Here is a 23,653-nt window from a genome sequence, read left to right on the forward strand (position 1 = left end):
ATTGTCCGCGTCCGCCCTCAAAGGAGGGTGCGAGGCCTCACTATCCGGTGACCACTCCGACCAGCGTCGCCAGGAACCCGAGGGCGACGGCGCCGATCCCGCTCATGAACATCACGTCCCAGCCCGCGAAGTCCTTCGACCGGGGCGCGCGGGTGAAGGCGAACGCGGTGACCGCGACGCCGCACACGATGAGGGCGACGGCGATGGTGATCGGTGTGGACATGGCGTGTTCCTCCGACGCCGGCTTGCTGGCCCTTTGGGCTCTTGTCAGGACGATTGCAGCCGGCGTGATCTGCTTTCAGGACGTCCGTCCTCGAAACATGACAGACGTTCCAAGTGGGAACAAGGCCATAATCTGTTCTGCACTGCAGAACGACGGTGGAGCGCGCCGCGTTATCTGGCACCCGCGGCGGTTATTCCAGGCGAAAAACCTGGAAGGTCCCTCTGCTTACGGTGGTGGGCCGAGCCCCTCAATCCACAAAGACCCGAACGCCGTCCGTGTTGAGGATGTCCCGCTGGTCGGCGCACCATTGGTCCGCTCCGACCTCCGCGATGGTCTTGGCGACGCGTTGGCCTTCCTCCGCGATGGCGGCCTGAGCCCTTCGACGGCCGAGGGCGGCGTCGAGGGCCCTTCGCACCGTCCGGGACAGACCCTCGGACACCGTGTCGTCCACGGTGTAGATCTTGCGGCAATACAGGACGATGCCGGCCTGGGCGCCGATGATCCGCACCAGCCCCTCGATCGTCTCGGTGCGCTTGTCGTCCTCGGCCATCGCGGGTGCGGACGGCAGGGTCGACGCGGCCAGCGCGGCGGCGAGCAGAACGCGTCTCATCGGTGTGGGGATCCTCTGTGGGCTGGGGAACGACGCAGCGCGCGCGGCGCCGACCCCGCGACACAGAGAGATAGGGCTGCCGCTTCCGGATGCCCCCCGGGCCCGAGACTCGGCGAAGCGGCATCGGATCGCGGCACGCAGGCCCGGTTCGTCCTGGGCCCTGCGCGATGGGGCGCGCGAGCGGACCTGTCCGTCCCCGGCGGGTCGGCCTCCGGCAGGACCGGTTGGACCCTACGCCCCTGAAGCACCGATCGCGTGCGAACCGAAGACTCTCCGGCCAGCGACTCTCCGGCCGGCGACTCTCCGGCCAACGACGTGCGGGCCGAGTATTTCCAAACCGAGTATTTCCGGGCCGATTATTTCCTAGCCGACATCATGTCGTGGGTCAGCACGGTCAGCTTGCCGATCAGGCTGGAGATGTCGGCGCCCTTGCACGACCAGTGCGTGCCGATCGCCTCGCCATCCGTCGAGACCGAGACGACCGCCACCGAGCGCAGCCGCCCCTCGCGGGCGAGGGCGAGCTGCTCCTGCAGCACCGCGATCACCGAAGCGGTGTCCTCGTCGGCCACGGTCGGCGCGATATGCGTCGGGAAGGCCACCACGGAGTTCGTCTGCTCACGCTTCATCATGCTTCGACCCAGCACCTGTTCTTCACAGGTACCGGCGTGGGCATCAGCTTTGTGCAGAGTGTGGCAGCTTGTCCGTGTCGGGCCACGTCGCAGACATGTGTGGCTACGGGGCAACGACTACGGGCCGGACCGAATGACGTGACGGCCCGGACTTGTCGAAGGCGGCACGCTGGCGACGGATGAGGGATCCGGAGGGCGCGCACCGGTCGTGCAGGGCCGGGACGACCTCGGCGGCATCCGCCGCCGGAGGCGTCGAAGTCGATGTCGCTCAGGCCGCCTTGCGACCCTTGCGCTCGCGGTCGGCCATGGCACCGGGCTGACCCAGGCCGATCGCCTTGGCGAGGGCGGAGCGCTGCTCGGCGTAGCTCGGGGCGACCATCGGGTAGTCGGTGGGGAGGCCGTAGCGCTCGCGGTAGCTCTGCGGGCTGAGACCGTTGGCGGTCAGGTGCCGCTTGAGCGTCTTGTAGGTCTTGCCGTCGATGAAGCTGACGATCCCGTCATGCTGGACCGACTTGCGGATCTGGCCCGCGCTCGGCTTGTCGACGGCCACGGGCGCCTCGGCACTGGCTGCGGCGGCGCTCGTCCCGGAGGCGAGACCTGCGATCGCGCCGTGCACCCGGGCGATCAGGGCCGGCAGCTCGCTGGCCGGAACGGGATTGTTCGATACGTAGGCGGCGACGACGTCGCCCGCCAAGCCGATAAGGTCAGGCGTGTGCACAATCGCTTCTTCTGTCACTTCATGGTTCCCGATGTACCCCTCACACGCGATTTGCTACTTCTCCCACCCGAATGCAAGTTACAAAATCATTCTTCTGGATGCGTAACGGACATGATCGCTGTGCATGCTCGCGCCCCCGGGTAGGGAATTCTGACACAACCGTCAGGTGAACTATCCTGGCGGTCTGCAGATTTAAAAAATCACTGCCCCAGTGTTTCCGGCCCGCGCCCAATCGTTTGCCGCGTCTGAGATTATACGGATTCCTGGTCCGGCCCGTGATTCGAACCGTTTGGTCGAAGACCCGATGATGCGTCCGCCGGCCCGAGCGTAGCACCACATGCTTTGTCAGCGCAGGCGTGGAATATTCTTCTTCAACAGAGTGATCGTTGGATCAGGGGAAGTTGTCAGGCCTCCGCAGCATCTCGGCGTTGGCCTGCCGGCGTTGGTTGCGACACGGTGAGTGTGTGTGCAGGACTGTGCGCCCGACGTTCCGACCACGGCTGGACCTGCACGGTGGGGGCGCAGAGGGGATCGAGCGTCATGGTTAAGGCACAGCCGCGATCCCCCGGTGGCGTCCGGCGCCAGCCCTCCCCGGCTCCGCACCTTGCATGATTGGGGTGCCCCGATATTCTCAACTTCAAGGCGATTAGTCTTTGAAAGGCGGTCGTCGCCGCGGTGACGCGCGGGCTCGGGCATGGCATTGGCCAACCATGCTCCTGCTCGTTCTCCTCCTCGCCCTTCTGGTCGTCCTGGCCGTTATGATCATCACGCGGCGCTGGACCGGCCGGCTGGCCTCGCTGGCGACCCTGATCGCCGGGGCAATCATGGCGCTGTGGCTGGCTCAGGTCGGGTTGCTGCCGGGCTCCACCGGCCCGCTCACACCGGACCGGCCCCGCATTCCGGGGCTCGACCGGTAACGCGCCGGTAACCGTCCCGGCGCGAGCATGGGGCATGCCCACGCTGTCCGCCCCGCGCCTGCTCACCTTCCTGGTCTCGGCCGTGCTCATCGGCCTTGCCGTCGCCAGCCTCTACACCCGCATCCCGATGGTCGGGCGGACGGTCGTGGCGCACCGGCAATGGTTCTTCATCGGGGCCTACCTGCTGCTGGCGCTCGGCGTCACGACCCGCAGCCTCTGACCGGGGACGGCCGGACGCGTCGCCGCCCCCGGCGAGCCGGCGGCCATCTTTCGCGGGGACGCCCTATCGCAACCGCGCCGCGTGCTTCAAAGGAAGCGGATGGCGATGAAGACGACATTCGTGGTGCAGCCGTTCGAGCTGCATCGGAAGCGACTGAGGCCGGCCCGGCAGGAGCCCGCCCAGAGCGAGTTCGGCGCGCTCAAGAAGGCCGAGGCGCTGGCCGCCCGGATGCCGGGCGCGGCGGCGCTGAAGGTGGTCGCCGACGACGAGACCGGCGAGCTCGAGGGCGTGACCATCCTCGGCCAGTTCGGTGAGGTGCCGGAAGACTTCGCCGAGAGCCTGCAGGGCGGTTGACGCATCTCACCGAGGCCTGGACCGCGGCAGGTATACGCCGGGGGCGAAATGCATCTTTCGCCCACTGGACACTACGTAGAAACAACGTAGCACGATGCTGGCGCGCGATCGCGTCTCCAGAGCCAATATCCGTGCCCCGATACTTCATCGATCTCCACGATGGTGCGAACCTAGTTCGTGACCAGAAGGGCTTCGACCTGCCCGATCTCGCCGCCGCGCAGGCGCAGGCGGTGCGCATGATGACCCGGATCGCGCAGGGGCTCTCGGACCCGCGGGTGCGGCAGGATTACGTGATCGCCGTCCGGGACGAGCAGGGCGCCGTCCGCCTGCGGCTGCGCCTGTCCTACGATGTCGAGCCGGACTGAACACCCGGGCCGCCGGTCGCGCGTGCTGCGACGAAAGCGGGCGTGGCGCGTTGGTGTCGCGCCGGTTCGGAGGAGCGGGGAGAACGCATGAGACGCTTGAGGATCGCGACCCGGACGGGTCTGGCGGCGCTTGCGCTGCTGGCCTGCTCGACGGCGCTTCCAGCCATGGCCCAGACGCCGCCGCCGCCGCAGGCGGGCTCGGCCCCGGCGACGCCGGACAACGCCATCCTGCTCACGGTCTTCCTGCGGCACGACCAGTCGCGTCCGCTTTCCGAGCTGAACGCGCAGCTGGCCAAGCAGGGCTTCTACAAGGCCTTCCCGCCGCCGGGTGTCGAGGTCGTGTCCTGGAACGTCGTCATGGGCATCGGGCAGATCATTGTCCTGCGGCTGCCCGCGACCCGGCTCCGCGAAATCAACCGCGTCCTCGAGGATACCGCCTGGGGCGCATACCGCACCGAGTTCTACCCCACCTACGATTACAAGGCCGTCGGTCTCGCCGAGCACGACAAGGCCCGGTGAGCGGGGCCGCCGGCCGTCACGGGGCCACCGGACCGACCGGCGCGAGGCCGAGGCGCAGCGTGGCGTCCCACAGGCAGGGTTGGCCCAGCCGTTTGGCCTGGTACATCGCCGCGTCGGCCTGCGCGACGAGGATCTGCGCCTGGGTGGCGTGGACCGGTGCGCAGGCGATGCCGATGGCGGCCCCGATCAGGACCGGCCGATCGGCCCCGACATCGTAGGGTTCAGTGAGCCGTCGGTGGATGCGGTGGGCCAAGTCCAGCACGGTCGCGAGCGGGGTGTCGTCCAGCAGCAGGGCGAACTCGTCGCCGCCGAGGCGGGACGCGGTATCCCGGTCGTCGAGACCCTCCCGGAGCCGTTCGGCCACCTGCCGCAGCAGTGCGTCGCCCGTGGCGTGGCCGTAGACGTCGTTGACCGGCTTGAAGCCGTCGAGGTCGATGCACAGCAGGGCGCAGCCGCCCGGCTCGGCCGCCGCCCGGTCGAGGCGGGTCTCGAACAGGGAGCGGTTGGGCAGGCCGGTGAGCGGGTCGTGATCGGCCCTGTGGCGCAGCAGCGCCTCCATCCGCCGGCGCTCGGTCACGTCCTCGTAGAGGGCGATCCAGCCGCCATCCGGCTGCGGCTGAAGCGTGAGGGCGACCTGGCGCCCGTCCGAGAGCATCTGCAGTACGGTCTCGGGATCGCGCCGGGCCAGGATCCGGCGCCGCTCCGCCCAGATCCTGGCCGGGTCCTGATCGGCCTTGAGGCCCCGCGCCGTGTTGAGCGCGATGAGGGTCCGGGCATGCATGCCGGGCCGCGCCTGCCCGGCCGTCTGTCCGAAGATCCGCCGGTAGCCGGCATTGGCGAAGACCAGGCAGTCGCCGACATCGAACAGGCAGAAGCCGAGCGGCAGGCTGTCCAGGGCCCGGACGATCCGGGCCCCGAGCCGCCGGTCGCGACGGAACCCGTAGCCCCCGGAGGCGGCGATCGGCGCCCGCTCATGGCGTTCCAGCCGCGCCGAAACCCTGCCCGCCCGCGCCTTCATGGCGACCCCCTTCAAGCACCCGGCGGGATCCTGGCTCCTGCTCGATGGCCGGAGGATCCGCCGAAGACTGCTACCGGGGCGACTTAGAATGGGATTCCTTTCGCCTACCTTGACGAAACGGCGTTCGCACCGAAACTCCGCGACACAGGCTCCAATCCCTCTGGAAGTCGCGTGAATCGACGCGTGTGGGCGATCAGGGTCGATGACTTAGGGTTGCCCGGCTCGACCGGGCAAGCCTGCGCCGGCCCCAACTGATCCCCGCGAATGCCCGCCGCGGGGATCGGTTGATTCTTCACTCTGCGCCGATTCATCTTGGCGGGCCGACGGTCCATCCGCCCCCAAACGTCACGGCGTCGCGTGGACGCCGTGATGCCCGTCGAGGATTGTGTCGCTGGTCGGGACCGTGTCGGCCACGGCTTGCGCCCGGCGCAGGTCCGGGGCGGTCGCTTCCGCCACGAAGGCCGCCACCGCCTCCGTGAGGGGCAGCGAGCGGGTCTGCTGGCTGCCGAGCCGCCGGATCGAGACCGTGCGCTCCTCGGCCTCGCGCTTTCCGAGCGCGAGGAGGACCGGCACCTTGGCGAGCGAGTGCTCCCGGACCTTGTAGTTGATCTTCTCGTTGCGCAGATCCGCCTCGACCCGCAGCCCTGCCCGCTCCAGGGCCCGCACGACGTCGCGCGCGTAGGCATCGGCCTCGCCCGTGATCGTCGCCACCACCACCTGGACCGGGGACAACCAGAGCGGGAAATGCCCGGCGAAGTGCTCGATCAGGATGCCGGTGAACCGCTCCATCGAGCCGCAGATCGCCCGGTGCACCATCACGGGCGGCTTCCGGGTGCCGTCGGCGTCGATGTAGAAGGCACCGAATCGCTCGGGCAGGTTGAAGTCGACCTGCGTGGTGCCGCATTGCCAGTCGCGCCCGATGGCGTCGCGGAGCACGTACTCGAATTTCGGCCCGTAGAACGCGCCCTCCCCCGGGTTGACCTCCGTGCGGATCCGGCCGGCCGACTGCGCCTCGATCTGCGCGAGCACCCGGGTCATCACGTCCTCGGCGTGGTCCCAGAGCGCGTCCGAGCCGACGCGCTTCTCGGGCCGGGTCGAGAGCTTCACGACGATCTGGTCGAAGCCGAAATCCGCGTAGGTCGAGAGGATCAGGTCGTTGATCTTCAGGCACTCGTCGGCGAGCTGGTCCTCGGTGCAGAACACGTGGGCGTCGTCCTGCGTGAAGCCGCGCACGCGCATCAGCCCGTGCATGGCCCCCGAGGGCTCGTAGCGGTGCACCACGCCGAACTCGGCCAGCCGCAGGGGTAGGTCGCGGTAGGATTTCAGGCCGTGCTTGAAGATCTGCACGTGGCCCGGGCAGTTCATCGGCTTGAGGGCGAACCAGCGCTTGTCCTCGGCCTCGTCGCCCGCCGACTGCGCGGCGAACATGTTTTCCCGGTACCAGCCCCAGTGGCCGGAGGTCTCCCACAGGGCCTTGTCGAGGATCTGCGGGGCGTTCACCTCGGCATAGTCGCCGCGCAGCCGGCGGCGCATATAGGCGATCAGCTCCTGGAAGATCGTCCAGCCCTTGGCGTGCCAAAAGACGACGCCCGGCCCTTCCTCCTGGAAGTGGAACAGGTCCATCTCCCGGCCGAGGCGGCGGTGGTCGCGGCGCTCGGCCTCCTCGAGACGGTGCAGGTAGTCGTCGAGGTCGGCTTGGGCCGCCCAGGCGGTCCCGTAGATGCGCGTCAGCATCGGGTTGTTCGAATCGCCCCGCCAGTAGGCGCCCGCGACCTTCATCAGCTTGAAGGCGGCGCCGACCTTGGCCGTCGAGGTCATGTGCGGGCCGCGGCACAGGTCGAACCAATCGCCCTGCCGGTAGATCTTCAGATCCTCGCCGGGCGGGATCGCGTCGACCAGCTCGACCTTGAATTTCTCCTGCTTGCCCTCGAACAGCGCGCGCACGTCCTCGCGTTTCCAGACCTCCTTCGTGAAGGGGGCATCGCGCGCAATGATCTCGCGCATCTTCGCCTCGATCTTCGGAAAATCCTCGGGCGTGAACGGGGTCTCGCGGTAGAAATCGTAGTAGAATCCGTTCTCGATCACCGGGCCGATCGTGACCTGCGTCTCCGGCCACAGGCTCTGGACGGCCTCGGCCAGCACGTGCGCGCAATCGTGGCGGATCAGCTCAAGGCTGCGCGGGTCGGTCCGGTCGAGGAACTCGATGCGGGCGTCCCGGGCGATCGGATCGTCGAGGTCGGCGACCGTGCCGTCGAGCGCCATGGCGACGGTCCGCTTGGCCAGCGACTTGGCGATGCCCTCGACCACGCTGCGGCCGGTGGTGCCGGCGGCGACCTCCCGCGTGTTGCCGTCGGGGAAGGTGAGAATCGGCATGGTTCAGGCTCTCCAGGCTCAGTCCTGCATACGCGGCAGGTAAGCGTCGTCATGTCGGCGTGTTCGGGGAGCGGCCGTGTAGACGTTTTTTTATTCCTTGGCGAGGGATCGGCCCAGGGCGTGTGCTGCCCGATCACCGTTGTTTTACGCCGGTGGCCGGATCCGCCGGCCGCCGGTGCTTGCGGGCCTTTGTCCGTCGCCACGTTCGTCGTGCCGCGTCCGCACGCGTGTCCTGGTCCTCATGCGCCCGCGGAGCCGGGGGCATGGCCCAGGACGCTCCAGCCACACGGGACGCGGGGACCCAGGCGCCGGCCGAGATCTGCGCGGGTCCGTCCTCCCGCACGAGCGCACGCTGCCTCCGACCTGCCTAGGCCGGAGCCGCGAGGGTGCACTTCGCGGAAGGCGATGCGTGACGTCGCCGCCTCTCGGCGGACAGGGAGGTCCGGAGCTTCGGGGCCGCTGCCCGTACGCTCGAAATGTTCGCTGGAACGCGCTCTGCCGCCGAACCGGTCGCCGCGTCGGCGGCGCGCCCCCTACAGCCCCGTCAGCGGGAATATGGCCAGGGCGGCGAGGAAGGCGACGCCGGCCACCAGCGTCGTCCAAATCGCCTTCTCGCGCAGACGCGGACGGGCCGGGGCGCCCAGATCCTGGCCCGGCACCACGTGCCCGGGCCGGGTCTCGGGTTGGTTGCGCAGCGGCAGGACCGCGAAGAGCAGCGTCCACCACACGACGAAGTAGAGCGCGATCGCCCCGCCGATCGTGAGCCGAAACTGGCTCACGGCCACGGTCACGAAGGCGGCCACCAGCACGGCGACGGCGGCCAGGGTCGCCGGCGTCGAGCGGGTCAGGGCGGTCAGGATCCGGTTCACACCTGCTCCAGCTCGACGAGCGTGCCGAGGAAGTCCTTGGGGTGCAGGAACAGGACCGGCTTGCCATGAGCGCCGATCCGCGGTTCGCCGGTGCCGAGCACCCGGGCGCCCTGGGCCTTCAGCCGGTCGCGGGCGGCCAGGATGTCCTCGACCTCGTAGCAGACGTGGTGGACGCCGCCGCCCGGGTTACGGGCCACGAAGGCCTCGATCGGAGACCCTTCGCCCAAGGGCGCCATCAGCTCGATCTTGCTGTTGGGAAGCTCGACGAACACCACCGTGACCCCGTGCTCGGGCTGCGGCAGGGGCGGCGTGATCGTCGCGCCCAGGGTGTCGCGGTACACGGCGCAGGCCGCCTCGAGATCCTGCACGGCGATGGCCACGTGATTGAGCCGACCGATCATTTTTGGTTCCTCCCGTTGACGCCCCGATCGGCTGGTCCCGCGTCTCCCTCATGCCGACCTCATCCTGAGGTGCTGCGCAGCAACCTCGAAGGAGACCTCCAGGGATCGCGCGGCCGGCTGGAGGGCTCCTTCGAGGCCCAGCGATCTCCGATCGCCGGGCACCTCAGGATGAGGGGATTGGGTGGGACCTGCCGTGGTCCGTCGTCTCGTTCTTTTATCCTAGCGCGTCGTCCTGGATATCAGAACCCGGACGATGCGCTCGGTCTTTGGTTGCGCGGCATCGTTTTCCGAAAGCCGGAACCGGCCTTTCGGGATGACCGCTCAGACTTCCACCACCTGCACGTGGCAGGCCGGCTTCTTGCCCCAGACCTCGTTGACGGCGGTGCGCACGGCCCGGTCGACCGCCTTCTCGACGCCCTCCGAGTCCTTGAGCTTGCCCCGCGACATCCCCGACAGGGTGCGCGAGACCGCATCGACCACCGTCTCGATCAACGGCTCGCCGGAGCGGCCGCGATTGGGCAGGCCGATGATGTCCACCGCCGGATCACCCAGCACGACGCCGTCCTCGTCGATGGCGATGGCCACCGAGACCAGGCCGGCCTGCATGAGCTTGCGCCGCTCGGGGATCGCCCGGTCCTTCTCGTCGATCAGGACGTTGCCGTCCTTGAACAGGCGGCCGGCCTTCACGTGGTCGATCACCTCGGGCTTGCCGGGGCTCAGGCGGACGAGGCTGCCGTTGCGGGCCTTGACGACGTTCTGGACGCCCTGGGCCCGGGCGAAGCGGGCGTGCTCGTCGAGGTGCAGCGCCTCGCCGTGGACCGGGATGGATGTGCCCGGCCGGGTCCACTTGTACATCTCGACCATCTCGTCCCGCCTCGGGTGGCCGGAGACGTGGACCAGCTCGGTCCGGTCGGTGATCACCTCGACGCCCTGCTCGATCAGGTCGTTGATGATTGAGCCGACGTCGCGCTCGTTGCCGGGGATCGCCCGCGACGAGAAGATCACCCGGTCGCCGGCAGCCAGGCTGATATCCGGATGGTCCTTGCGGGAGACTCGGGCGAGCGCCGCCCGCGGCTCGCCCTGCGAGCCGGTGAGCAGGGCCACGACCCGCTCGCGGGACAGGTTCTTCCAGGAATCCGAGCGGCGGAACTCGGGCAGGCCGTCGAGGTAGCCGCATTCGCGGGCCACATCGATCACCCGGTCCATGGCCCGGCCGACCGCCACGATCTCGCGGCCGCAGGCCACGGCCGCCTCGGCCACGGCCCGGATGCGCGCCACGTTTGACGCGAAGGTCGTGACCGCGACCCGGTGGGGCGACTCCGCGATCAGCGTCTTGAGGGTGGCGGCGACCTCCCGCTCGCTCGGCGAGAAGCCCTCGCGCACCACGTTGGTGGAGTCGCAGACGAGCGCCAGGATGCCCTCGTCGCCAAGCGCCGTGAACGCCTCGGGCGAGGTGACCTCGCCGGCCACGGGGGTCGGGTCGATCTTCCAGTCGCCGGTATGAACCACGAGGCCCGCGGCGGTGCGGATCGCGATGGCGTTCGACTCGGGGATCGAGTGCGAGACCGGCACGTATTCGAGCTCGAACGGGCCGACCGTCACCCGGCGGCCCGGCTTCACTTCGCGCAGCTCGACCTTCGGGGCGCCGGGCTCCGAGAGGCGGCGGGTCTCAAGCAGGTTCTTGGCGAAGCGGGTCGCGTAGACCGGCACCTTGAGGCGAGGCCACAGCTCCGAGATCGCCCCGATATGGTCCTCGTGTGCGTGGGTGATGAAGATCCCCAGCAGGTCCTTCCGCCTCTCCTCGATGAAGGAGAGGTCGGGGAACATCAGGTCGATCCCCGGCATCTGCTCCTCGCCGGCGAAGCCCATGCCGCAATCGACCATGATCCACTTCCGGCCCTTCTCCGGACCGAACCCGTAGAGGGCCGCATTCATCCCGATCTCGCCCACGCCGCCGAGCGGCAGGAAGACCAGCTCCTCCTGTCCCATCACCATCTGTCGTCGTCCAACGTCATGCCGCCGTCGCGGCCGTTCCAAAATGCACCTCGCCCGCCGTCACGGTATGCCGTTTTCCGTCGGGGGCGAGGATCACGAGCCGCCCCCCCTCGTCGATGGTCTCGAACACGCCCCGCAGGATGTGTCCGCCGCTCCGCACCGCGATCTCCGACCCAAGACCCGCGGCCCGCGCGAGCCAATCCTCGCGCAGGGGAGCGAAATTCCGTCCTCGGTCCCAGGCGCGTGCTCGCACGGCCATCCGGTCCGAGAGATGTTCCAGTAGCGCTTCGGAGCCGCCCGCGTAACCCGTCGCGGCCAAGCTCGTTGCGCCGAGTCCCTCCGGGGCCGCCGCGACGTTGACGCCGAAGCCGACGACCGCGGCTCTGCGCCCCCCCGGCAGCGTCTCGGCTTCCAGCAGCAACCCTGCCAGCTTGCCGCCGCCGAGCAGCACGTCGTTCGGCCATTTCAACGCCAGAGATCGTGCGCAAGGCGCGCCCCGGGTATCCGGCAGGGTGCCGCAGGTCGCCTCCAGCGCCTCGATCAGGGCGAGGCCGGCGACGAAGCCGAGCTCGGCCAAGTGCTCGGGCGCCACCCCGGCCACCGGCCAGAGCACGCTCGCCGCGAGGTTGCCCGGCAGCGACGCCCAGGTGTTTCCACGGCGCCCCCGGCCCGCCTCCTGCCGCTGGGTCACCACCCAGAGTGGACCGGTCTCACCCGCCTGGGCCTGGGCCATGGCCTCAGTGTTGGTCGAGCCCAGCGTGCCGTGAACGTGCAGGCGGTGGCCCTGGGCACGCGCCTCGGGTCCGAGACGGTAGCTCAAGGCGTTCGTTTCCGTGCAGGCCCCAGGTGCATCGGAAGGGCCGCAGGACGCACCGGGCCTAGAACAGCGACCGGGCCGCCCGGCCGGCGACGCCGACCAGCGGTCCGGGCAGCAGGAAGAACAGCACCACGACCACGCTCGACAGGGCCAGCACCACGCGCAGGCCGGGCGCCATCGCCTCGAAGGGCTCCTTCGGCTCGTCGAAATACATGATCTTGACCAGCCGCAGATAGTAGTAGGCGCCGACCACGCTGGTCACGACGCCGATCACGGCCAGCGTAACCAGGCCGGCCTTGATGGCGGCCGCGAACACGTAGAACTTGGCGAAGAACCCGGCGAGCGGCGGGATGCCGGCCAGCGAGAACATCATCGCGGCGAGGCAGAAGGCCAGCCAGGGATGGGTGCGCGACAGGCCCGACAGGTCCTCGATCGACTCGAACATCACGTCCCGGCGCCGGAGCGACAGGATGATCGCAAAGGTCCCCAGCGTCATCGCCAGGTAGATGATCATGTAGGTGACGAGCCCGCTGATCCCCTCCTCGGAACCGCAGGCGAGCCCGATCAGCGCGTAGCCGATATTGGCGATCGATGAGTAGGCCATCAGGCGCTTGATCGAGCGCTGGCCGATGGCCGCGAACGAGCCCAGCGCCATCGAGACCACCGAGACGAAGATGAAGATCTGCTGCCAGATCGCCGTCACGTCCGGCATGGCGCCGATGAACACCCGCACCGTCATGGAGACGGCCGCCATCTTGGGCGCGGTGGCGAAGAAGGCGGTCACCGGGGTGGGCGAGCCCTCGTACACGTCGGGCGTCCACATGTGGAACGGCACCGCCGACATCTTGAAGCAGACGCCCGCGGCCACGAACACGATGCCGAGCACGATGCCCAGGCCCGCATTCTCGTTCAGCGCCGAGACGATGCCGGGGAACGAGACCGTGCCGGTGAAGCCGTAGATCAGCGAGGCGCCGTAGAGCAGCATCCCGGAGGACAGCGCGCCGAGCACGAAGTACTTGAGGCCGGCCTCGGTCGACTTGGCGTCGTCCCGGTGGAACGCGGCGATCACGTAGGCGGCGAGCGACTGCAGCTCCAGCCCGAGATAGAGCGCGATCAGGTCGTTGGCCGAGACCATCACCATCATGCCGATGGTGCAGAGCACGATCAACACCGGGAACTCGAACCGGTCGATCCGCTCGCGCTTGAAGAAGTCATGCGCCAGCAGGATCGTCGACGCGGAGCCGAGCAGCACCAGCGACTTCATCACCTTGGAGAACGCGTCGGAGACGAACGCTCCCGACAGGGTGGTGACCCGGCCGTGCGTCGGCTGCGACAGGACGACGAACAGCGCCAGCAGCAGCAGCACCAGGGCGCCGATGCTCACCGTCTCGGCGGAGCGGTCGCCGCGCCAGGCGCCGTACAGGATCATGAGCAGCACGCCGACGCTGAGGATCAGCTCGGGCAGCAGCGGCGCCAGCGAGGGCAGGACGGAGTGGACGGTGGGCATCTGTTCCGTCTCAGCGTGGGAGCGGCAGCGCGGCGGCCGCGGTCTGGGTGTTGGCGAGGGCGGCCTTCATGCCGGTCATCAGCGCTTCCGTGGAGGGCGCGAAGACATCGAGCACGGGGGCCGGGTGCACGCCGTAATAGATCGTCAGCGCCACCAGCGGCGCCAGGATGATCTTCTCGCGGGTGTCGAGATCGAGAATGCCCTGAAGATTGGGCTTCTCGAGCTTGCCGTAGATCACCCGGGCGAACAGCCACAGGGCGTAAGCGGCCGACAGGATGATCCCGAAGGTGGAGAAGAACGCGACGGTCGGGTTCGCCTTGAAGGCACCCAGCATCGACAGGAACTCGCCGACGAAGCCGGAGGTGCCGGGCAGGCCGACATTGGCCATGGTGAACACCATCATCGCCACCGCGTAGAGCGGCATCCGCTTCACGAGGCCGCCATAGGCCGCGATCTCGCGGGTGTGCATCCGGTCGTAGACCACGCCGACGCAGAGGAAGAGCGCCGCCGCCACGATGCCGTGCGAGATCATCAGGAACAGCGCGCCCTGGATGCCCTGCTCGTTCAAGGTGAACAGGCCGAGCGTCACGAAGCCCATATGGGCGACCGACGAGTAGGCGATCAGCTTCTTGATGTCGGTCTGCATCAGCGCGGTGAGCGACGTGAAGATGATCGCGATCACCGAGAGAGCGAAGACCAGCGGGGCGAAGTCGTGGCTCGCCACCGGCAGCATCGGCAGGGAGATCCGGATGAAGCCGTAGCCGCCCATCTTCAGCAGGATGCCCGCCAGGATCACCGAGCCGGCCGTGGGCGCCTCGACGTGGGCGTCCGGAAGCCAGGTATGGACCGGCCACATCGGCATCTTCACCGCGAACGACGCGAAGAAGGCCAGCCACAGCCAGGTCTGCATGTTCGCCGGGAAGCGGTACTGCAGCAGGGTCGGGATGTCGGTGGTGCCGGCCTGCCAGTACATCGCCATCACGGCGAGTAGCATCAGCACCGAGCCGAGCAGAGTGTAGAGGAAGAACTTGAAGCTGGCGTAGATCCGCCGCTGGCCGCCCCAGATCCCGATGATCAGGAACATCGGGATCAGGCCGGCCTCGAAGAACAGGTAGAACAGCACCAGGTCGAGGGAGGCGAACACGCCGATCATCGTCGTCTCGAGGACGAGGAACGCGACGAAGTATTCCTTCACCCGGACGTGGATCGAGGTCCACGACGCACCGATGCAGAACGGCATCAGGAACGTGGTGAGCAGGATCAGAGGCATCGAGAAGCCGTCGACGCCCAGCTTGAACCGGATCGTCTCGGCGAGCCACGGGTGCGACTCGACGAGCTGGAAGCTCGACGACGTGGCGTCGTAACGGCCCCAGGCCACCAGGGAGAGCACGAAGGTGACGATCGTCGTGGCGAGCGCAGCCCAGCGGGTGTTGCGCGCGACCGATTCCTCGTCGCCCTTCAGGGTGAGGATGAAGGCCGCGCCGCAGAGCGGGACGATCAGCAGGCCGGAGAGGATTCCGAGGCCGAGCATGTCAGTGAACACCCTTGGGCAGGCCGGCCATCAGGTACCAGCTGATCAGGCCGGCCACGCCGATGAGCATGACGAAGGCATAGTGGTAAACGTAGCCGGTCTGCAGGCGGACGACGCCGCGGGTCACGTCGACGACCCGCGCCGCGATGCCGTTGGGACCGAGGCCGTCGATGATCTTCCCGTCGCCCTGCTTCCAGAGGAACAGGCCGAAATCCTTGGCCGGACGCACGAAGATCCGGTCGTAGAGCTCGTCGAAGTACCACTTGTTGAGCAGGAACCGGTACAGCGACGGATGCTGCGCGGCGAGCGTACCCGGCAGTTCCGGACGGCGGATGTACATCCAGAACGCCAGGACGAAGCCGAGGATCAGCATGATCAGCGGCGCGTAGGAGACGAGCGCCGGGACCTCGTGGATCTCGTGCATGATGTGGTTCTCGGGGCCGTGCGCCAGGGCATGGCCCCAGAACGCGTCCATCCCGGACCCGATGAAGCGGTCGTGGAAGATGATCCCGGCGAACAGGGCGCCGAAGGCGAGGATCGCCAGCGGGATCGTCATCACCAGGGGGCTCTCGTGGGGCGTGTGGTCGCCGTGATGGCCGTGCCCGTGATGGTCGTCCGCGACGAGGTCGCTCTTGTGGGCGGGCTCGACGTCGTGGCCGTGATCGTCGTGGGCCACGCCCTCGGTATGACCCGGGGCGCCGTCGGCCTCGTGCGCCATCGCGGCGTGGGTGGTGCTGGCATGGGAGGTGCCGGCATGCGCGACAGCCGGGGCCGCGTGATCATGCGATCCGTGGATGCCCCAGCGGGCCGGGCCCTCGAAGGTCATGAAGAACAGACGCCAGGAGTAGAACGACGTGAAGAACGCCGCCACCACGGTGCACAGGAAGGCCAGCGTGTGGCCGGGCCGGGTCGAGGCGTAGGCGGCCTCGATGATCGCGTCCTTCGAGTAGTAGCCGGCCGTGTACGGGAAGCCGATCAGCGCGAGCGAGCCGATCGCCATCATGGCGCAGGTGAACGGGATGTGGGAGCGCAGGCCGCCCATGTTCCGCATGTCCTGCTCGTGGTGCATCGCGTGGATGACCGAGCCGGCGCCGAGGAACAGCAGCGCCTTGAAGAAGGCGTGGGTGAACAGGTGGAACACGCCGGCCGAGTAGGCGCCGACGCCGAGCGCCACGAACATGTAGCCGAGCTGCGAGCAGGTCGAGTAGGCGATCACCCGCTTGATGTCGTTCTGCACCAGGCCGATCGTGGCGGCGAAGAAGGCCGTGATGCCGCCGATCACCGTGACGACGATCAGCGCGTTCGGCGCCTCCTCGAACAGCGGCGACAGGCGGGCGACCATGAACACGCCGGCGGTCACCATCGTGGCGGCGTGGATCAGCGCGGAGACCGGGGTCGGCCCCTCCATGGCGTCGGGCAGCCAGGTGTGCAGCAGGAACTGCGCCGACTTGCCCATGGCACCCATGAACAGCAGCAGGCACGCCAGCGTCAGGGCGTTCCAGTCATAGCCGAGGAAGTGGAAGCTCAGGGTCTTGATCGCATCGACCTTGCCAAAGATCGCGTCGAACGCCACCGAGCCGGTCAGAACGAAGACCAGGAAGATACCCAGCGAGAAGCCGAAATCGCCGACCCGGTTGACGATGAACGCCTTCATGGCGGCGGCGTTCGCGGAGGGCTTCTCGTACCAGAAGCCGATCAGCAGGTAGGAGGCGAGGCCGACGCCCTCCCAGCCGAAGAACATCTGCACGAGATTGTCGGCCGTCACCAGCATCAGCATGGCGAAGGTGAACAGCGACAGGTACGCGAAGAACCGCGGCCGGTGCGGATCCTCGTGCATGTAGCCGACGGAGTAGAGGTGCACGAGGGTCGAGACCGTGGTCACGACCACGAGCATCACCCGGGTCAGCGCGTCGACCTTGAAGGCCCAGTCGACCTGGAGGTCGCCGGCCGAGAACCAGGACGCCACCTGCACCCGCTCGGCATGGCCGCCGTCGAGGAACACGCCCCAGGCGATCAGGGCCGTGAAGGCCAGGAACGCGGTGGTGATGTACTCGCAGGCCCGGGCCCCGATGTACCGGCCGAACAGGCCGGCGATCAGGAAGCCGATCAGCGGGAAGAAGACGATCGCGTGATACATCGCTCTCTTGCAGTCCGTCATCCGGGCCGGCCGCGGGGCGGCGTCCGGATTGTCACTCGGGGCCCGTATGCGCGAGGCCCGTATACGCGGGGCCGCGAAATCGGGTCGCGTGGAGAAGGGTGCTCTAGCCCTTCATCATGCTCACGTCCTCGACCGCGATGGTGCCGCGGTTGCGGAAGAAGACCACGAGGATGGCGAGGCCGATCGCTGATTCGGCGGCCGCGACGGTCAGCACGAACAGGGCGAAGACCTGTCCGGTGATGTCATTCAGCTGCGTCGAGAAGGCGACCAGGTTGATGTTCACCGCGAGCAGGATCAGCTCGATCGACATCAGGATGACGATGATGTTCTTGCGGTTGATGAAGATCCCGAGCACGCCGAGCGTGAACAGGATCGCCGCGACGGTGAGATAGTGGCTCAGGCCGATCATCGTTCGTATCCCCCGCCTTGCATCAAATCGCGCATCAGACCTCGACACCCTGGCGGGAGGGCACCTTGCGGGTCTCCACCGCCATGCTCTGGGTGCGGGCGTTCTGGACCGCGATGTTCTGGCGCTTGACGCCCGGGCGGTCGCGCAGGGTGAGCACGATCGCGCCGATCATCGCCACCAGCAGGATCAGGCCCGCAAGCTGGAAGAAGTAGGCGTAATCCGTGTAGAGCACCCGGCCCAGCGCCTGGGCGTTGGTCAGGTTCTCGGCCGCCGCGACGTTGCCCAGCGGTGCCTGCACGAGGCCCGGATCGATGGTCCAGGAGCCCACCACCAGGAGCAGCTCCACCAGGAAGATCGCCCCGATCAGGCCGCCGACCGGCAGGTATTGCTGGAAGCCCTGGCGCAGCTCGGCGAAGTCCACGTCGAGCATCATCACGACGAACAGGAACAGCACCGCGACCGCGCCGACGTAGACGACGACCAGGATCATCGCCAGGAACTCGGCGCCCATCAGGACGAACAGCCCGGCGGCGTTCACGAAGGCGAGAATCAGGAACAGCACCGAGGCGACGGGATTGCGCGAGGCGATCACCATGAAGCCCGACGCGACCGTGACGCTCGCGAACAGGTAGAAGAAGGCGGCTGCTGCAGTCATGCGCTCGTCGGGATCGGCCGCCGGAGCGGCCCCTTCTGCCTTGCGTGGAAACGGGCCGCAGCGGGCGGCCCGTCTATAGAACCCGGTCGCCGGTGGCACAACAGCACCCCCGGCATGGCTCTAGCGCATCATCCCGGGCAACGGAACCGGTACGACGCGCTATCTCTTTGCGTCGCATCATCTTTTTTCGAAAGCCGGCAACCGCCTTTCGGGATGATGCCCTAGCGGTACGGCGCATCCATCGCGATGTTGCGCGCGATTTCACGCTCCCAGCGATCGCCGTTCAACAGGAGCTTCTGCTTGTCGTAGAGCAGCTCCTCGCGGGTCTCGACCGAGAATTCGAAGTTCGGCCCCTCCACGATGGCGTCCACCGGGCAGGCTTCCTGGCACATGCCGCAATAGATGCACTTCACCATGTCGATGTCGTAGCGGGTGGTGCGGCGGGTGCCGTCGTTGCGGCGCGGCCCCGCCTCGATGGTGATGGCCTGGGCCGGGCAGATCGCCTCGCAGAGCTTGCAGGCGATGCAGCGCTCCTCGCCGTTGGGATAGCGCCGCAGCGCATGCTCCCCCCGGAACCGCGGGCCGCGATGGCCCATCTCGAAGGGGTAGTTGATGGTCGCCTTCGGCTTGAAGAAGTAGCGCATGCCGAGGATCATCCCCGACACGAACTCCTTCAAGAGAAGGCTCTTGGCGACCTGATCCAGCTTCATGCCGTGATCTCCGGTTTGCGTTGGATCACGCGCCCGGGGCCAGGCCGGTGAGCTTCAACACGAAGGCCACGACCACCACCGAGACGAGCGAAATGGGCAGAAAAACCTTCCAGCCGAGGCGCATGAGCTGATCGTAGCGGTAGCGCGGCACGATGGATTTCACCATCGCGAACAGGAAGAACAGGAAGCTGGCCTTCAGGATGAACCAGATCACGCCCGGCACCCAGGTGAACGGCGCGAACGGGATCGGCGACAGCCAGCCGCCCAGGAACAGCACGGTGCCCAGCGCGCACATGCTCATGATGGCGACGTACTCGCCGAGCATGAACAGCAGGTAGGGCGTCGAGGAATACTCGACCATGTACCCGGCCACCAGTTCCGACTCGGCCTCCGGCAGGTCGAAGGGCGGGCGGTTGGTCTCGGCGAGCGCCGAGATGAAGAACACCACGAACATCGGGAACAGCCACAGCCAGTACCAGCCGAACAGGCCGAGGCTGGTGTCCTGCGCCATCACGATGCGCGAGAGGTTCAGCGAGCCGGCGCAGAGCAGCACGCAGATGATCACGAAGCCGAGCGAGACCTCGTAGGAGATCATCTGTGCCGCCGACCGGAGCGCGCCCAGGAACGCGTATTTCGAGTTCGAGGCCCAGCCGCCCATGATGACGCCATAGACGCCGAGCGACGAGATCGCGAAGATGTAGGTGATGCCGACGTTGATGTCGGCGATCGCCCAGCCGTCGGCGAGCGGGATCACCGCCCAGCTCGACAGGGCCAGCATCGCGAAGACCAGCGGCGCCAGCAGGTAGATCGCCTTGTTGGCGCCCGCCGGGATCACCGGCTCCTTCAGCACGAACTTGAGCAGGTCGGCGAAGGATTGCAGCAGCCCGAACGGGCCGACCACGTTGGGTCCGCGCCGGAGCTGCACCGCCGCCCAGATCTTCCGGTCGGCCAGCAGCGCGTAGGCGATGAAGACGAGCAGCGCCGAGAGCAGCACGAAGCTCTTCAGCACGATCAGGAGCACGGTCCCGAGGATTTCGAGCGAGGTCATCGTGAGATCCCTACTCTGCCGCCGCGAGCGGCCGCGCTTCGGCGGCACGCTCGCGAGCCAGGCGCGAGCACTCGGCGAGCACCCGCGAGGCACGGGCGATTGGGTTGGTGAGGTAGAAGTCGGTCACCGGCGAAGCGAAGGCGGGGCCGCCCGTGCCGCCGCCGAGACCGGCCAGCCGGTTCACGGCCGCCGCGACATCGCCGGCTTCCACGGTCCCGACCGCCGCGAGATGCGGGTGGGCTGCGTAGAGCGCCCGGCGGAGCGCGGTGAGCGAATCGAACGGCAGGCGCCGGCCCAGCACGTCCGACAGGGCGCGCAGGATCGCCCAATCCTCGCGGGCATCCCCCGGCGGGAACCCGGCGCGGTTGCCCATCTGGACCCGCCCCTCCGTGTTGACCCAGGTCGCCGACTTCTCGGTGTAGGCCGCACCCGGCAGGATCACGTCCGCCCGGGAGGCGCCGCGGTCGCCGTGGGTGCCCTGGTAGACCACGAAGGCGCCCGGGGCGACGTCGCGCTCGTCGGCACCGAGGTTGAACAGCACGTCGACGCCGCCGGTGGCCAGCATGGCCGGGAAATCGAGGCCGCCCTCCCCCGGCACGAAGCCGAGATCGAGGGCGCCGACCCGGGCGGCGGCCGTGTGCAGCACGGCGAAGCCGTTCCACTCCGGCGTCACCGCGCCGATCTCCTTGGCGAGGGTCGCGGCCGCCGCCAGGATACCGGCCTCGACATGGGCGCCGACGATGACGAGCGGAGCCTTCGCGGCCTTGAGGGTCTCGAGGAAGCTGTGCTCGCCGCGGGCGAGGCCCGCGAGCGACTCGGGGCCGGCGCCGATGTAGTGGCTGGGATAGGTCAGGTCGACCGGCTCGCCGATCACCCCGACCGCAAGCGGCGCCATGCGCCAGCGCTTGCGGATGCGCACGTTGAGGAGGGAGGCCTCGGTGCGCGGGTTGGCGCCGACGATCAGGATCGCGTCCGCGGCCTCGATGCCCGGAATGGTCGGGTTGAACAGGTACGAGGCGCGGCCGAGCGCCGGATCGAGGCCGGCATCGGTCTGACGGCAGTCGAGGTTCGGCGAGCCGAGGCTCTTGATCAGCTCGCGAAGCGCAAAGATCTCCTCGACGCCGGCGAGGTCGCCGACCACGGCGCCGATGCGCTTCGGATCGGTGCCCTTCACCTTGGCGGCGATGGCCTGGAACGCCTCGCCCCAGGAGGCGGGCCGCAGCCGGCCGTTCTCGCGCAGGTAGGGCCGGTCGAGGCGCTGCATCCGCAGCCCGTCGACGTGGTAGCGGGTCTTGTCCGAGATCCACTCCTCGTTGATCTCTTCGCTGACCCGCGGCTCGATCTGCATCACCTCGCGGCCGCGGGTGTCGACGCGGATCGACGAGCCGACCGCGTCCATCACGTCGACCGATTCGGTCTTGTTCAGCTCCCAGGGGCGGACGTTGTAGCTCTGCGGGCGGTGGACCAGGGCGCCCACCGGGCACAGATCGGCGACGTTGCCCTGGAGCTCCGAGGCCATCGACTGCTCGAGGTAGCTCGTAATCTCCATGTCCTCGCCGCGGCCGATGGCGCCGAGGTCGGGCACGCCCGCCACCTCCGCCAGGAAGCGCACGCAGCGGGTGCAGTGAATGCAGCGGTTCATCGCGGTCCGCACCAACGGACCGATATGCTTCTCCTCGACCGCGCGCTTGTTCTCCTGGTAGCGGGTCGAATCGACCCCGTAGGCCATCGCCTGGTCCTGCAGGTCGCAATGGCCGCCCTGGTCGCAGATCGGGCAATCGAGCGGGTGGTTGATGAGGAGGAACTCCATCACCCCTTCCCGGGCCTTCTTGGTCAGGCCGGAGCGGGTGAGCACCTCGGGCGGCTCGCCGTTCGGTCCGGGGCGGCAATCCTTCACCGCGTAGGCGCAGCTCGCCACGGGCTTGGGCGCGCCCTTCAGCTCGACCAGGCACATCCGGCAATTGCCGGCGATCGACAGGCGCTCGTGGAAGCAGAAGCGCGGGATCTCGGCCCCGGCGGCCTCGCAGGCCTGGAGCAGGGTGTATTCGGCCGGTACCTCGACCTCGGTGCCGTCGACGAGGATCTTTGTCATCGGTGCAATCTCAGTGCGGGGCGTCGGCGAGATCGAGGCGACGCTCGATCCTGTCGATCGGCCGGTGAACGCCGGCAGAGTTATTCTCGACCGCGGCCATCCGGCCCTTCCATGCGCGGGCAGCGTCACCCCGGCGATCGACCGCGTGGTCGATGCGCCGCGGATCGACGAGATTCAGGCTTTCCGGCCGGCCCGTCATCGGCCTACTCGGCCGCCATCGGGATGGGATCGGAATGCGGGTTGGCCGTATAGCGGTCGATCCGCTTCTCGATCTCGGGCCGGAAGTGCTTGATCAGGCCCTGGATCGGCCAGGCCGCCGCGTCGCCGAGCGCGCAGATCGTGTGCCCTTCGATCTGCTTGGTGACCTCGAACAGCATGTCGATCTCGCGCTTCTGCGCGCGGCCCTCGGTCATGCGCTGCATCACGCGCCACATCCAGCCGGTGCCCTCGCGGCAGGGCGTGCACTGGCCGCACGACTCATGCTTGTAGAAGTACGAGATGCGGGTGATCGCCGCGACGATGTCGGTGGACCGGTCGAGCACGATCACCGCCGCGGTTCCCAGGCCGGAGCCGAGGTTGCGCAGGGTGTCGAAGTCCATCTTGGCGTCGATGATCTGATCGGCCGGCACCAGCGGCACCGAGGAGCCGCCCGGGATCGAGCACAGCAGGTTGTCCCAGCCGCCGCGCATGCCGCCGCAATGCCGGTCCACCAGCTCGCGGAAGGTGATGCCCAGCTCGGCCTCGACGTTGCACGGCTTGTTGACGTGCCCCGAGACGCAGAACAGCTTCGTGCCGGTGTTGTTCTTGCCGCCGAGGCCGGCGAACCACGAACCGCCCCGGCGCAGGATCGTGCCGGCGACCGCGATCGACTCGACGTTGTTGACCGTCGTCGGGCAGCCGTAGAGGCCCATATTCGCCGGGAACGGCGGCTTGAGCCGCGGCATCCCCTTCTTGCCCTCGAGGCTCTCGATCAGCGCCGTCTCCTCGCCGCAGATATAAGCGCCGGCGCCGTGGTGGACGTAGATGTCGAAGGGGAAGTCGTGGACGTTCGACTGGCCGACGAGACGGGCCTCGTAGGCCTCGTCCACCGCCCGCTGCAGGGCGTGTTTCTCGGCCACGTACTCGCCGCGGATATAGATGTAGCAGGCATGCGCGCCCATCGCGAAGCAGGCCAGCATGCAGCCCTCGATCAGGAGGTGCGGATCGTGCCGCATGATCTCCCGGTCCTTACAGGTGCCCGGCTCCGACTCGTCGGCGTTGACCACGAGGTAGTGCGGGCGCCCGTCGGACTTCTTGGGCATGAACGACCACTTGAGGCCGGTGGGGAAGCCCGCGCCGCCGCGGCCGCGCAGGCCCGACGCCTTCATCTCCTCGATGATCCAGTCGCGGCCCTGCTCCAGGAGGAACTTGGTCCCGTCCCACGCGCCGCGCTGCTTGGCAGCCTCCAGGCCCGGCGAATGCAGGCCGTAGAGGTTGGTGAAGATGCGATCCTGATCCGACAGCATGTTCTTCGTT

At 68.1% G+C, this 23,653-nt stretch carries 25 protein-coding genes; 5 read left to right on the plus strand and 20 right to left on the minus strand.

The genetic code is table 11. From position 1 onward, the window contains the following. Nucleotides 1-40: 40 nt before the first annotated feature. From FVA80_RS10685 to FVA80_RS10700, 4 genes are all read right to left on the minus strand, one after another. Nucleotides 41-223, minus strand: coding sequence for a hypothetical protein (locus FVA80_RS10685; protein ID WP_147857066.1), 183 nt, complete (start codon nt 221-223; stop codon nt 41-43). A 247-nt stretch (nt 224-470) separates the two neighbouring features. Beyond that, the gene (locus tag FVA80_RS10690; protein WP_147907032.1) at nt 471-833 is read right to left on the minus strand and encodes a hypothetical protein; all 363 of its coding nucleotides are present in this window, start codon (nt 831-833) and stop codon (nt 471-473) included. 356 nt (nt 834-1,189) lie between these two features. Further along, complete coding sequence (locus tag FVA80_RS10695) at nt 1,190-1,459, minus strand: hypothetical protein (RefSeq protein WP_187193712.1); 270 nt, start codon at nt 1,457-1,459, stop codon at nt 1,190-1,192. Nucleotides 1,460-1,730: 271 nt separating this feature from the next. Then, nucleotides 1,731-2,180, minus strand: coding sequence for a MucR family transcriptional regulator (locus FVA80_RS10700; RefSeq protein ID WP_281408710.1), 450 nt, complete (start codon nt 2,178-2,180; stop codon nt 1,731-1,733). Nucleotides 2,181-2,890: 710 nt separating this feature from the next. Here FVA80_RS10700 and FVA80_RS10705 point away from each other — a divergent pair. The 5 genes from FVA80_RS10705 (at nt 2,891) to FVA80_RS10725 (ending at nt 4,555) form a co-directional block, all read left to right on the plus strand. Then, complete coding sequence (locus tag FVA80_RS10705; protein ID WP_147907029.1) at nt 2,891-3,097, plus strand: hypothetical protein; 207 nt, start codon at nt 2,891-2,893, stop codon at nt 3,095-3,097. A gap of 34 nt (nt 3,098-3,131) precedes the next feature. Continuing rightward, nucleotides 3,132-3,317: a hypothetical protein gene (locus FVA80_RS10710; RefSeq protein WP_147853858.1), complete on the plus strand. Its 186-nt coding sequence runs from the start codon at nt 3,132-3,134 to the stop codon at nt 3,315-3,317. A 99-nt stretch (nt 3,318-3,416) separates the two neighbouring features. Further along, nucleotides 3,417-3,671 carry a hypothetical protein gene (locus tag FVA80_RS10715; protein ID WP_058194295.1) on the plus strand — a complete coding sequence of 85 codons (255 nt, stop codon included), beginning with the start codon at nt 3,417-3,419 and terminating at the stop codon, nt 3,669-3,671. Nucleotides 3,672-3,802: 131 nt separating this feature from the next. Then, nucleotides 3,803-4,036 carry a hypothetical protein gene (locus FVA80_RS10720; protein ID WP_147907028.1) on the plus strand — a complete coding sequence of 78 codons (234 nt, stop codon included), beginning with the start codon at nt 3,803-3,805 and terminating at the stop codon, nt 4,034-4,036. Between the two features lie 87 nt (nt 4,037-4,123). Continuing rightward, the gene (locus tag FVA80_RS10725; RefSeq protein ID WP_147907027.1) at nt 4,124-4,555 is read left to right on the plus strand and encodes a hypothetical protein; all 432 of its coding nucleotides are present in this window, start codon (nt 4,124-4,126) and stop codon (nt 4,553-4,555) included. A gap of 16 nt (nt 4,556-4,571) precedes the next feature. On the opposite strand, the gene FVA80_RS10730 is transcribed toward FVA80_RS10725, so the two are convergent. From FVA80_RS10730 to nuoF, 16 genes are all read right to left on the minus strand, one after another. After that, nucleotides 4,572-5,588: a sensor domain-containing diguanylate cyclase gene (locus FVA80_RS10730; RefSeq protein ID WP_246692354.1), complete on the minus strand. Its 1,017-nt coding sequence runs from the start codon at nt 5,586-5,588 to the stop codon at nt 4,572-4,574. A gap of 330 nt (nt 5,589-5,918) precedes the next feature. Continuing rightward, entirely contained in the window at nt 5,919-7,946 is a 2,028-nt protein-coding gene (gene thrS / locus FVA80_RS10735) for a threonine--tRNA ligase (RefSeq protein ID WP_147907026.1), read from the minus strand. Nucleotides 7,947-8,479: 533 nt separating this feature from the next. Next, entirely contained in the window at nt 8,480-8,815 is a 336-nt protein-coding gene (locus FVA80_RS10740) for a DUF1467 family protein (protein ID WP_147907025.1), read from the minus strand. Then, nucleotides 8,812-9,216, minus strand: a complete 405-nt coding sequence (gene mce, locus FVA80_RS10745) for a methylmalonyl-CoA epimerase (RefSeq protein WP_147907024.1) — start codon at nt 9,214-9,216, stop codon at nt 8,812-8,814. Before mce ends, FVA80_RS10740 begins: the two co-directional genes overlap by 4 nt. Before the next feature lie 321 nt (nt 9,217-9,537). Then, nucleotides 9,538-11,211, minus strand: coding sequence for a ribonuclease J (locus FVA80_RS10750; RefSeq protein WP_147907023.1), 1,674 nt, complete (start codon nt 11,209-11,211; stop codon nt 9,538-9,540). Nucleotides 11,212-11,227: 16 nt separating this feature from the next. After that, nucleotides 11,228-12,031 (minus strand): biotin--[acetyl-CoA-carboxylase] ligase, encoded by an 804-nt coding sequence (locus FVA80_RS10755; protein ID WP_147907022.1) that lies wholly within the window; start codon nt 12,029-12,031, stop codon nt 11,228-11,230. Between the two features lie 58 nt (nt 12,032-12,089). Further along, on the minus strand, nt 12,090-13,535 hold the full coding sequence (gene nuoN, locus FVA80_RS10760) for an NADH-quinone oxidoreductase subunit NuoN (protein WP_147907021.1): 1,446 nt from the start codon (nt 13,533-13,535) through the stop codon (nt 12,090-12,092). Between the two features lie 10 nt (nt 13,536-13,545). Further along, the gene (locus FVA80_RS10765) at nt 13,546-15,066 is read right to left on the minus strand and encodes an NADH-quinone oxidoreductase subunit M (RefSeq protein ID WP_147907020.1); all 1,521 of its coding nucleotides are present in this window, start codon (nt 15,064-15,066) and stop codon (nt 13,546-13,548) included. 1 nt (nt 15,067) lies between these two features. After that, the gene (gene nuoL / locus FVA80_RS10770; protein WP_147907019.1) at nt 15,068-17,203 is read right to left on the minus strand and encodes an NADH-quinone oxidoreductase subunit L; all 2,136 of its coding nucleotides are present in this window, start codon (nt 17,201-17,203) and stop codon (nt 15,068-15,070) included. Between the two features lie 124 nt (nt 17,204-17,327). Then, nucleotides 17,328-17,633 (minus strand): NADH-quinone oxidoreductase subunit NuoK, encoded by a 306-nt coding sequence (nuoK, locus tag FVA80_RS10775; RefSeq protein ID WP_147853847.1) that lies wholly within the window; start codon nt 17,631-17,633, stop codon nt 17,328-17,330. Nucleotides 17,634-17,667: 34 nt separating this feature from the next. Beyond that, nucleotides 17,668-18,288, minus strand: a complete 621-nt coding sequence (locus tag FVA80_RS10780; protein ID WP_147907018.1) for an NADH-quinone oxidoreductase subunit J — start codon at nt 18,286-18,288, stop codon at nt 17,668-17,670. A 221-nt stretch (nt 18,289-18,509) separates the two neighbouring features. Beyond that, nucleotides 18,510-18,998 (minus strand): NADH-quinone oxidoreductase subunit NuoI, encoded by a 489-nt coding sequence (nuoI, locus tag FVA80_RS10785; protein WP_007560744.1) that lies wholly within the window; start codon nt 18,996-18,998, stop codon nt 18,510-18,512. 25 nt (nt 18,999-19,023) lie between these two features. Next, nucleotides 19,024-20,046 (minus strand): NADH-quinone oxidoreductase subunit NuoH, encoded by a 1,023-nt coding sequence (gene nuoH, locus FVA80_RS10790; RefSeq protein WP_147853845.1) that lies wholly within the window; start codon nt 20,044-20,046, stop codon nt 19,024-19,026. A gap of 10 nt (nt 20,047-20,056) precedes the next feature. Beyond that, complete coding sequence (gene nuoG, locus FVA80_RS10795) at nt 20,057-22,138, minus strand: NADH-quinone oxidoreductase subunit NuoG (protein WP_147907017.1); 2,082 nt, start codon at nt 22,136-22,138, stop codon at nt 20,057-20,059. A 10-nt stretch (nt 22,139-22,148) separates the two neighbouring features. Next, nucleotides 22,149-22,337 (minus strand): hypothetical protein, encoded by a 189-nt coding sequence (locus tag FVA80_RS10800; protein ID WP_147907016.1) that lies wholly within the window; start codon nt 22,335-22,337, stop codon nt 22,149-22,151. A 4-nt stretch (nt 22,338-22,341) separates the two neighbouring features. After that, nucleotides 22,342-23,643 carry an NADH-quinone oxidoreductase subunit NuoF gene (gene nuoF, locus FVA80_RS10805; protein ID WP_147907015.1) on the minus strand — a complete coding sequence of 434 codons (1,302 nt, stop codon included), beginning with the start codon at nt 23,641-23,643 and terminating at the stop codon, nt 22,342-22,344. Nucleotides 23,644-23,653: the final 10 nt, after the last annotated feature.

Origin of the sequence: Methylobacterium sp. WL1 (assembly GCF_008000895.1) — a bacterium.
In the GTDB taxonomy this organism is placed as follows: domain Bacteria; phylum Pseudomonadota; class Alphaproteobacteria; order Rhizobiales; family Beijerinckiaceae; genus Methylobacterium.

Bases quoted from the DNA above. Each gene is read 5' to 3' on its own strand.
- nuoK (WP_147853847.1), bottom strand. From the start codon at position 17,633: ATGATCGGCCTGAGCCACTATCTCACCGTCGCGGCGATCCTGTTCACG.
- nuoL (WP_147907019.1), bottom strand. From the start codon at position 17,203: ATGTATCACGCGATCGTCTTCTTCCCGCTGATCGGCTTCCTGATCGCC.
- FVA80_RS10710 (WP_147853858.1), top strand. From the start codon at position 3,132: ATGCCCACGCTGTCCGCCCCGCGCCTGCTCACCTTCCTGGTCTCGGCC.
- mce (WP_147907024.1), bottom strand. From the start codon at position 9,216: ATGATCGGTCGGCTCAATCACGTGGCCATCGCCGTGCAGGATCTCGAG.
- FVA80_RS10695 (WP_187193712.1), bottom strand. From the start codon at position 1,459: ATGAAGCGTGAGCAGACGAACTCCGTGGTGGCCTTCCCGACGCATATC.
- FVA80_RS10780 (WP_147907018.1), bottom strand. From the start codon at position 18,288: ATGACTGCAGCAGCCGCCTTCTTCTACCTGTTCGCGAGCGTCACGGTC.
- nuoN (WP_147907021.1), bottom strand. From the start codon at position 13,535: ATGCCCACCGTCCACTCCGTCCTGCCCTCGCTGGCGCCGCTGCTGCCC.
- FVA80_RS10690 (WP_147907032.1), bottom strand. From the start codon at position 833: ATGAGACGCGTTCTGCTCGCCGCCGCGCTGGCCGCGTCGACCCTGCCG.
- FVA80_RS10685 (WP_147857066.1), bottom strand. From the start codon at position 223: ATGTCCACACCGATCACCATCGCCGTCGCCCTCATCGTGTGCGGCGTC.
- nuoI (WP_007560744.1), bottom strand. From the start codon at position 18,998: ATGAAGCTGGATCAGGTCGCCAAGAGCCTTCTCTTGAAGGAGTTCGTG.
- FVA80_RS10705 (WP_147907029.1), top strand. From the start codon at position 2,891: ATGCTCCTGCTCGTTCTCCTCCTCGCCCTTCTGGTCGTCCTGGCCGTT.
- thrS (WP_147907026.1), bottom strand. From the start codon at position 7,946: ATGCCGATTCTCACCTTCCCCGACGGCAACACGCGGGAGGTCGCCGCC.
- FVA80_RS10750 (WP_147907023.1), bottom strand. From the start codon at position 11,211: ATGGTGATGGGACAGGAGGAGCTGGTCTTCCTGCCGCTCGGCGGCGTG.
- nuoF (WP_147907015.1), bottom strand. From the start codon at position 23,643: ATGCTGTCGGATCAGGATCGCATCTTCACCAACCTCTACGGCCTGCAT.
- nuoH (WP_147853845.1), bottom strand. From the start codon at position 20,046: ATGACCTCGCTCGAAATCCTCGGGACCGTGCTCCTGATCGTGCTGAAG.
- FVA80_RS10715 (WP_058194295.1), top strand. From the start codon at position 3,417: ATGGCGATGAAGACGACATTCGTGGTGCAGCCGTTCGAGCTGCATCGG.
- FVA80_RS10765 (WP_147907020.1), bottom strand. From the start codon at position 15,066: ATGCTCGGCCTCGGAATCCTCTCCGGCCTGCTGATCGTCCCGCTCTGC.
- FVA80_RS10800 (WP_147907016.1), bottom strand. From the start codon at position 22,337: ATGACGGGCCGGCCGGAAAGCCTGAATCTCGTCGATCCGCGGCGCATC.
- nuoG (WP_147907017.1), bottom strand. From the start codon at position 22,138: ATGACAAAGATCCTCGTCGACGGCACCGAGGTCGAGGTACCGGCCGAA.
- FVA80_RS10725 (WP_147907027.1), top strand. From the start codon at position 4,124: ATGAGACGCTTGAGGATCGCGACCCGGACGGGTCTGGCGGCGCTTGCG.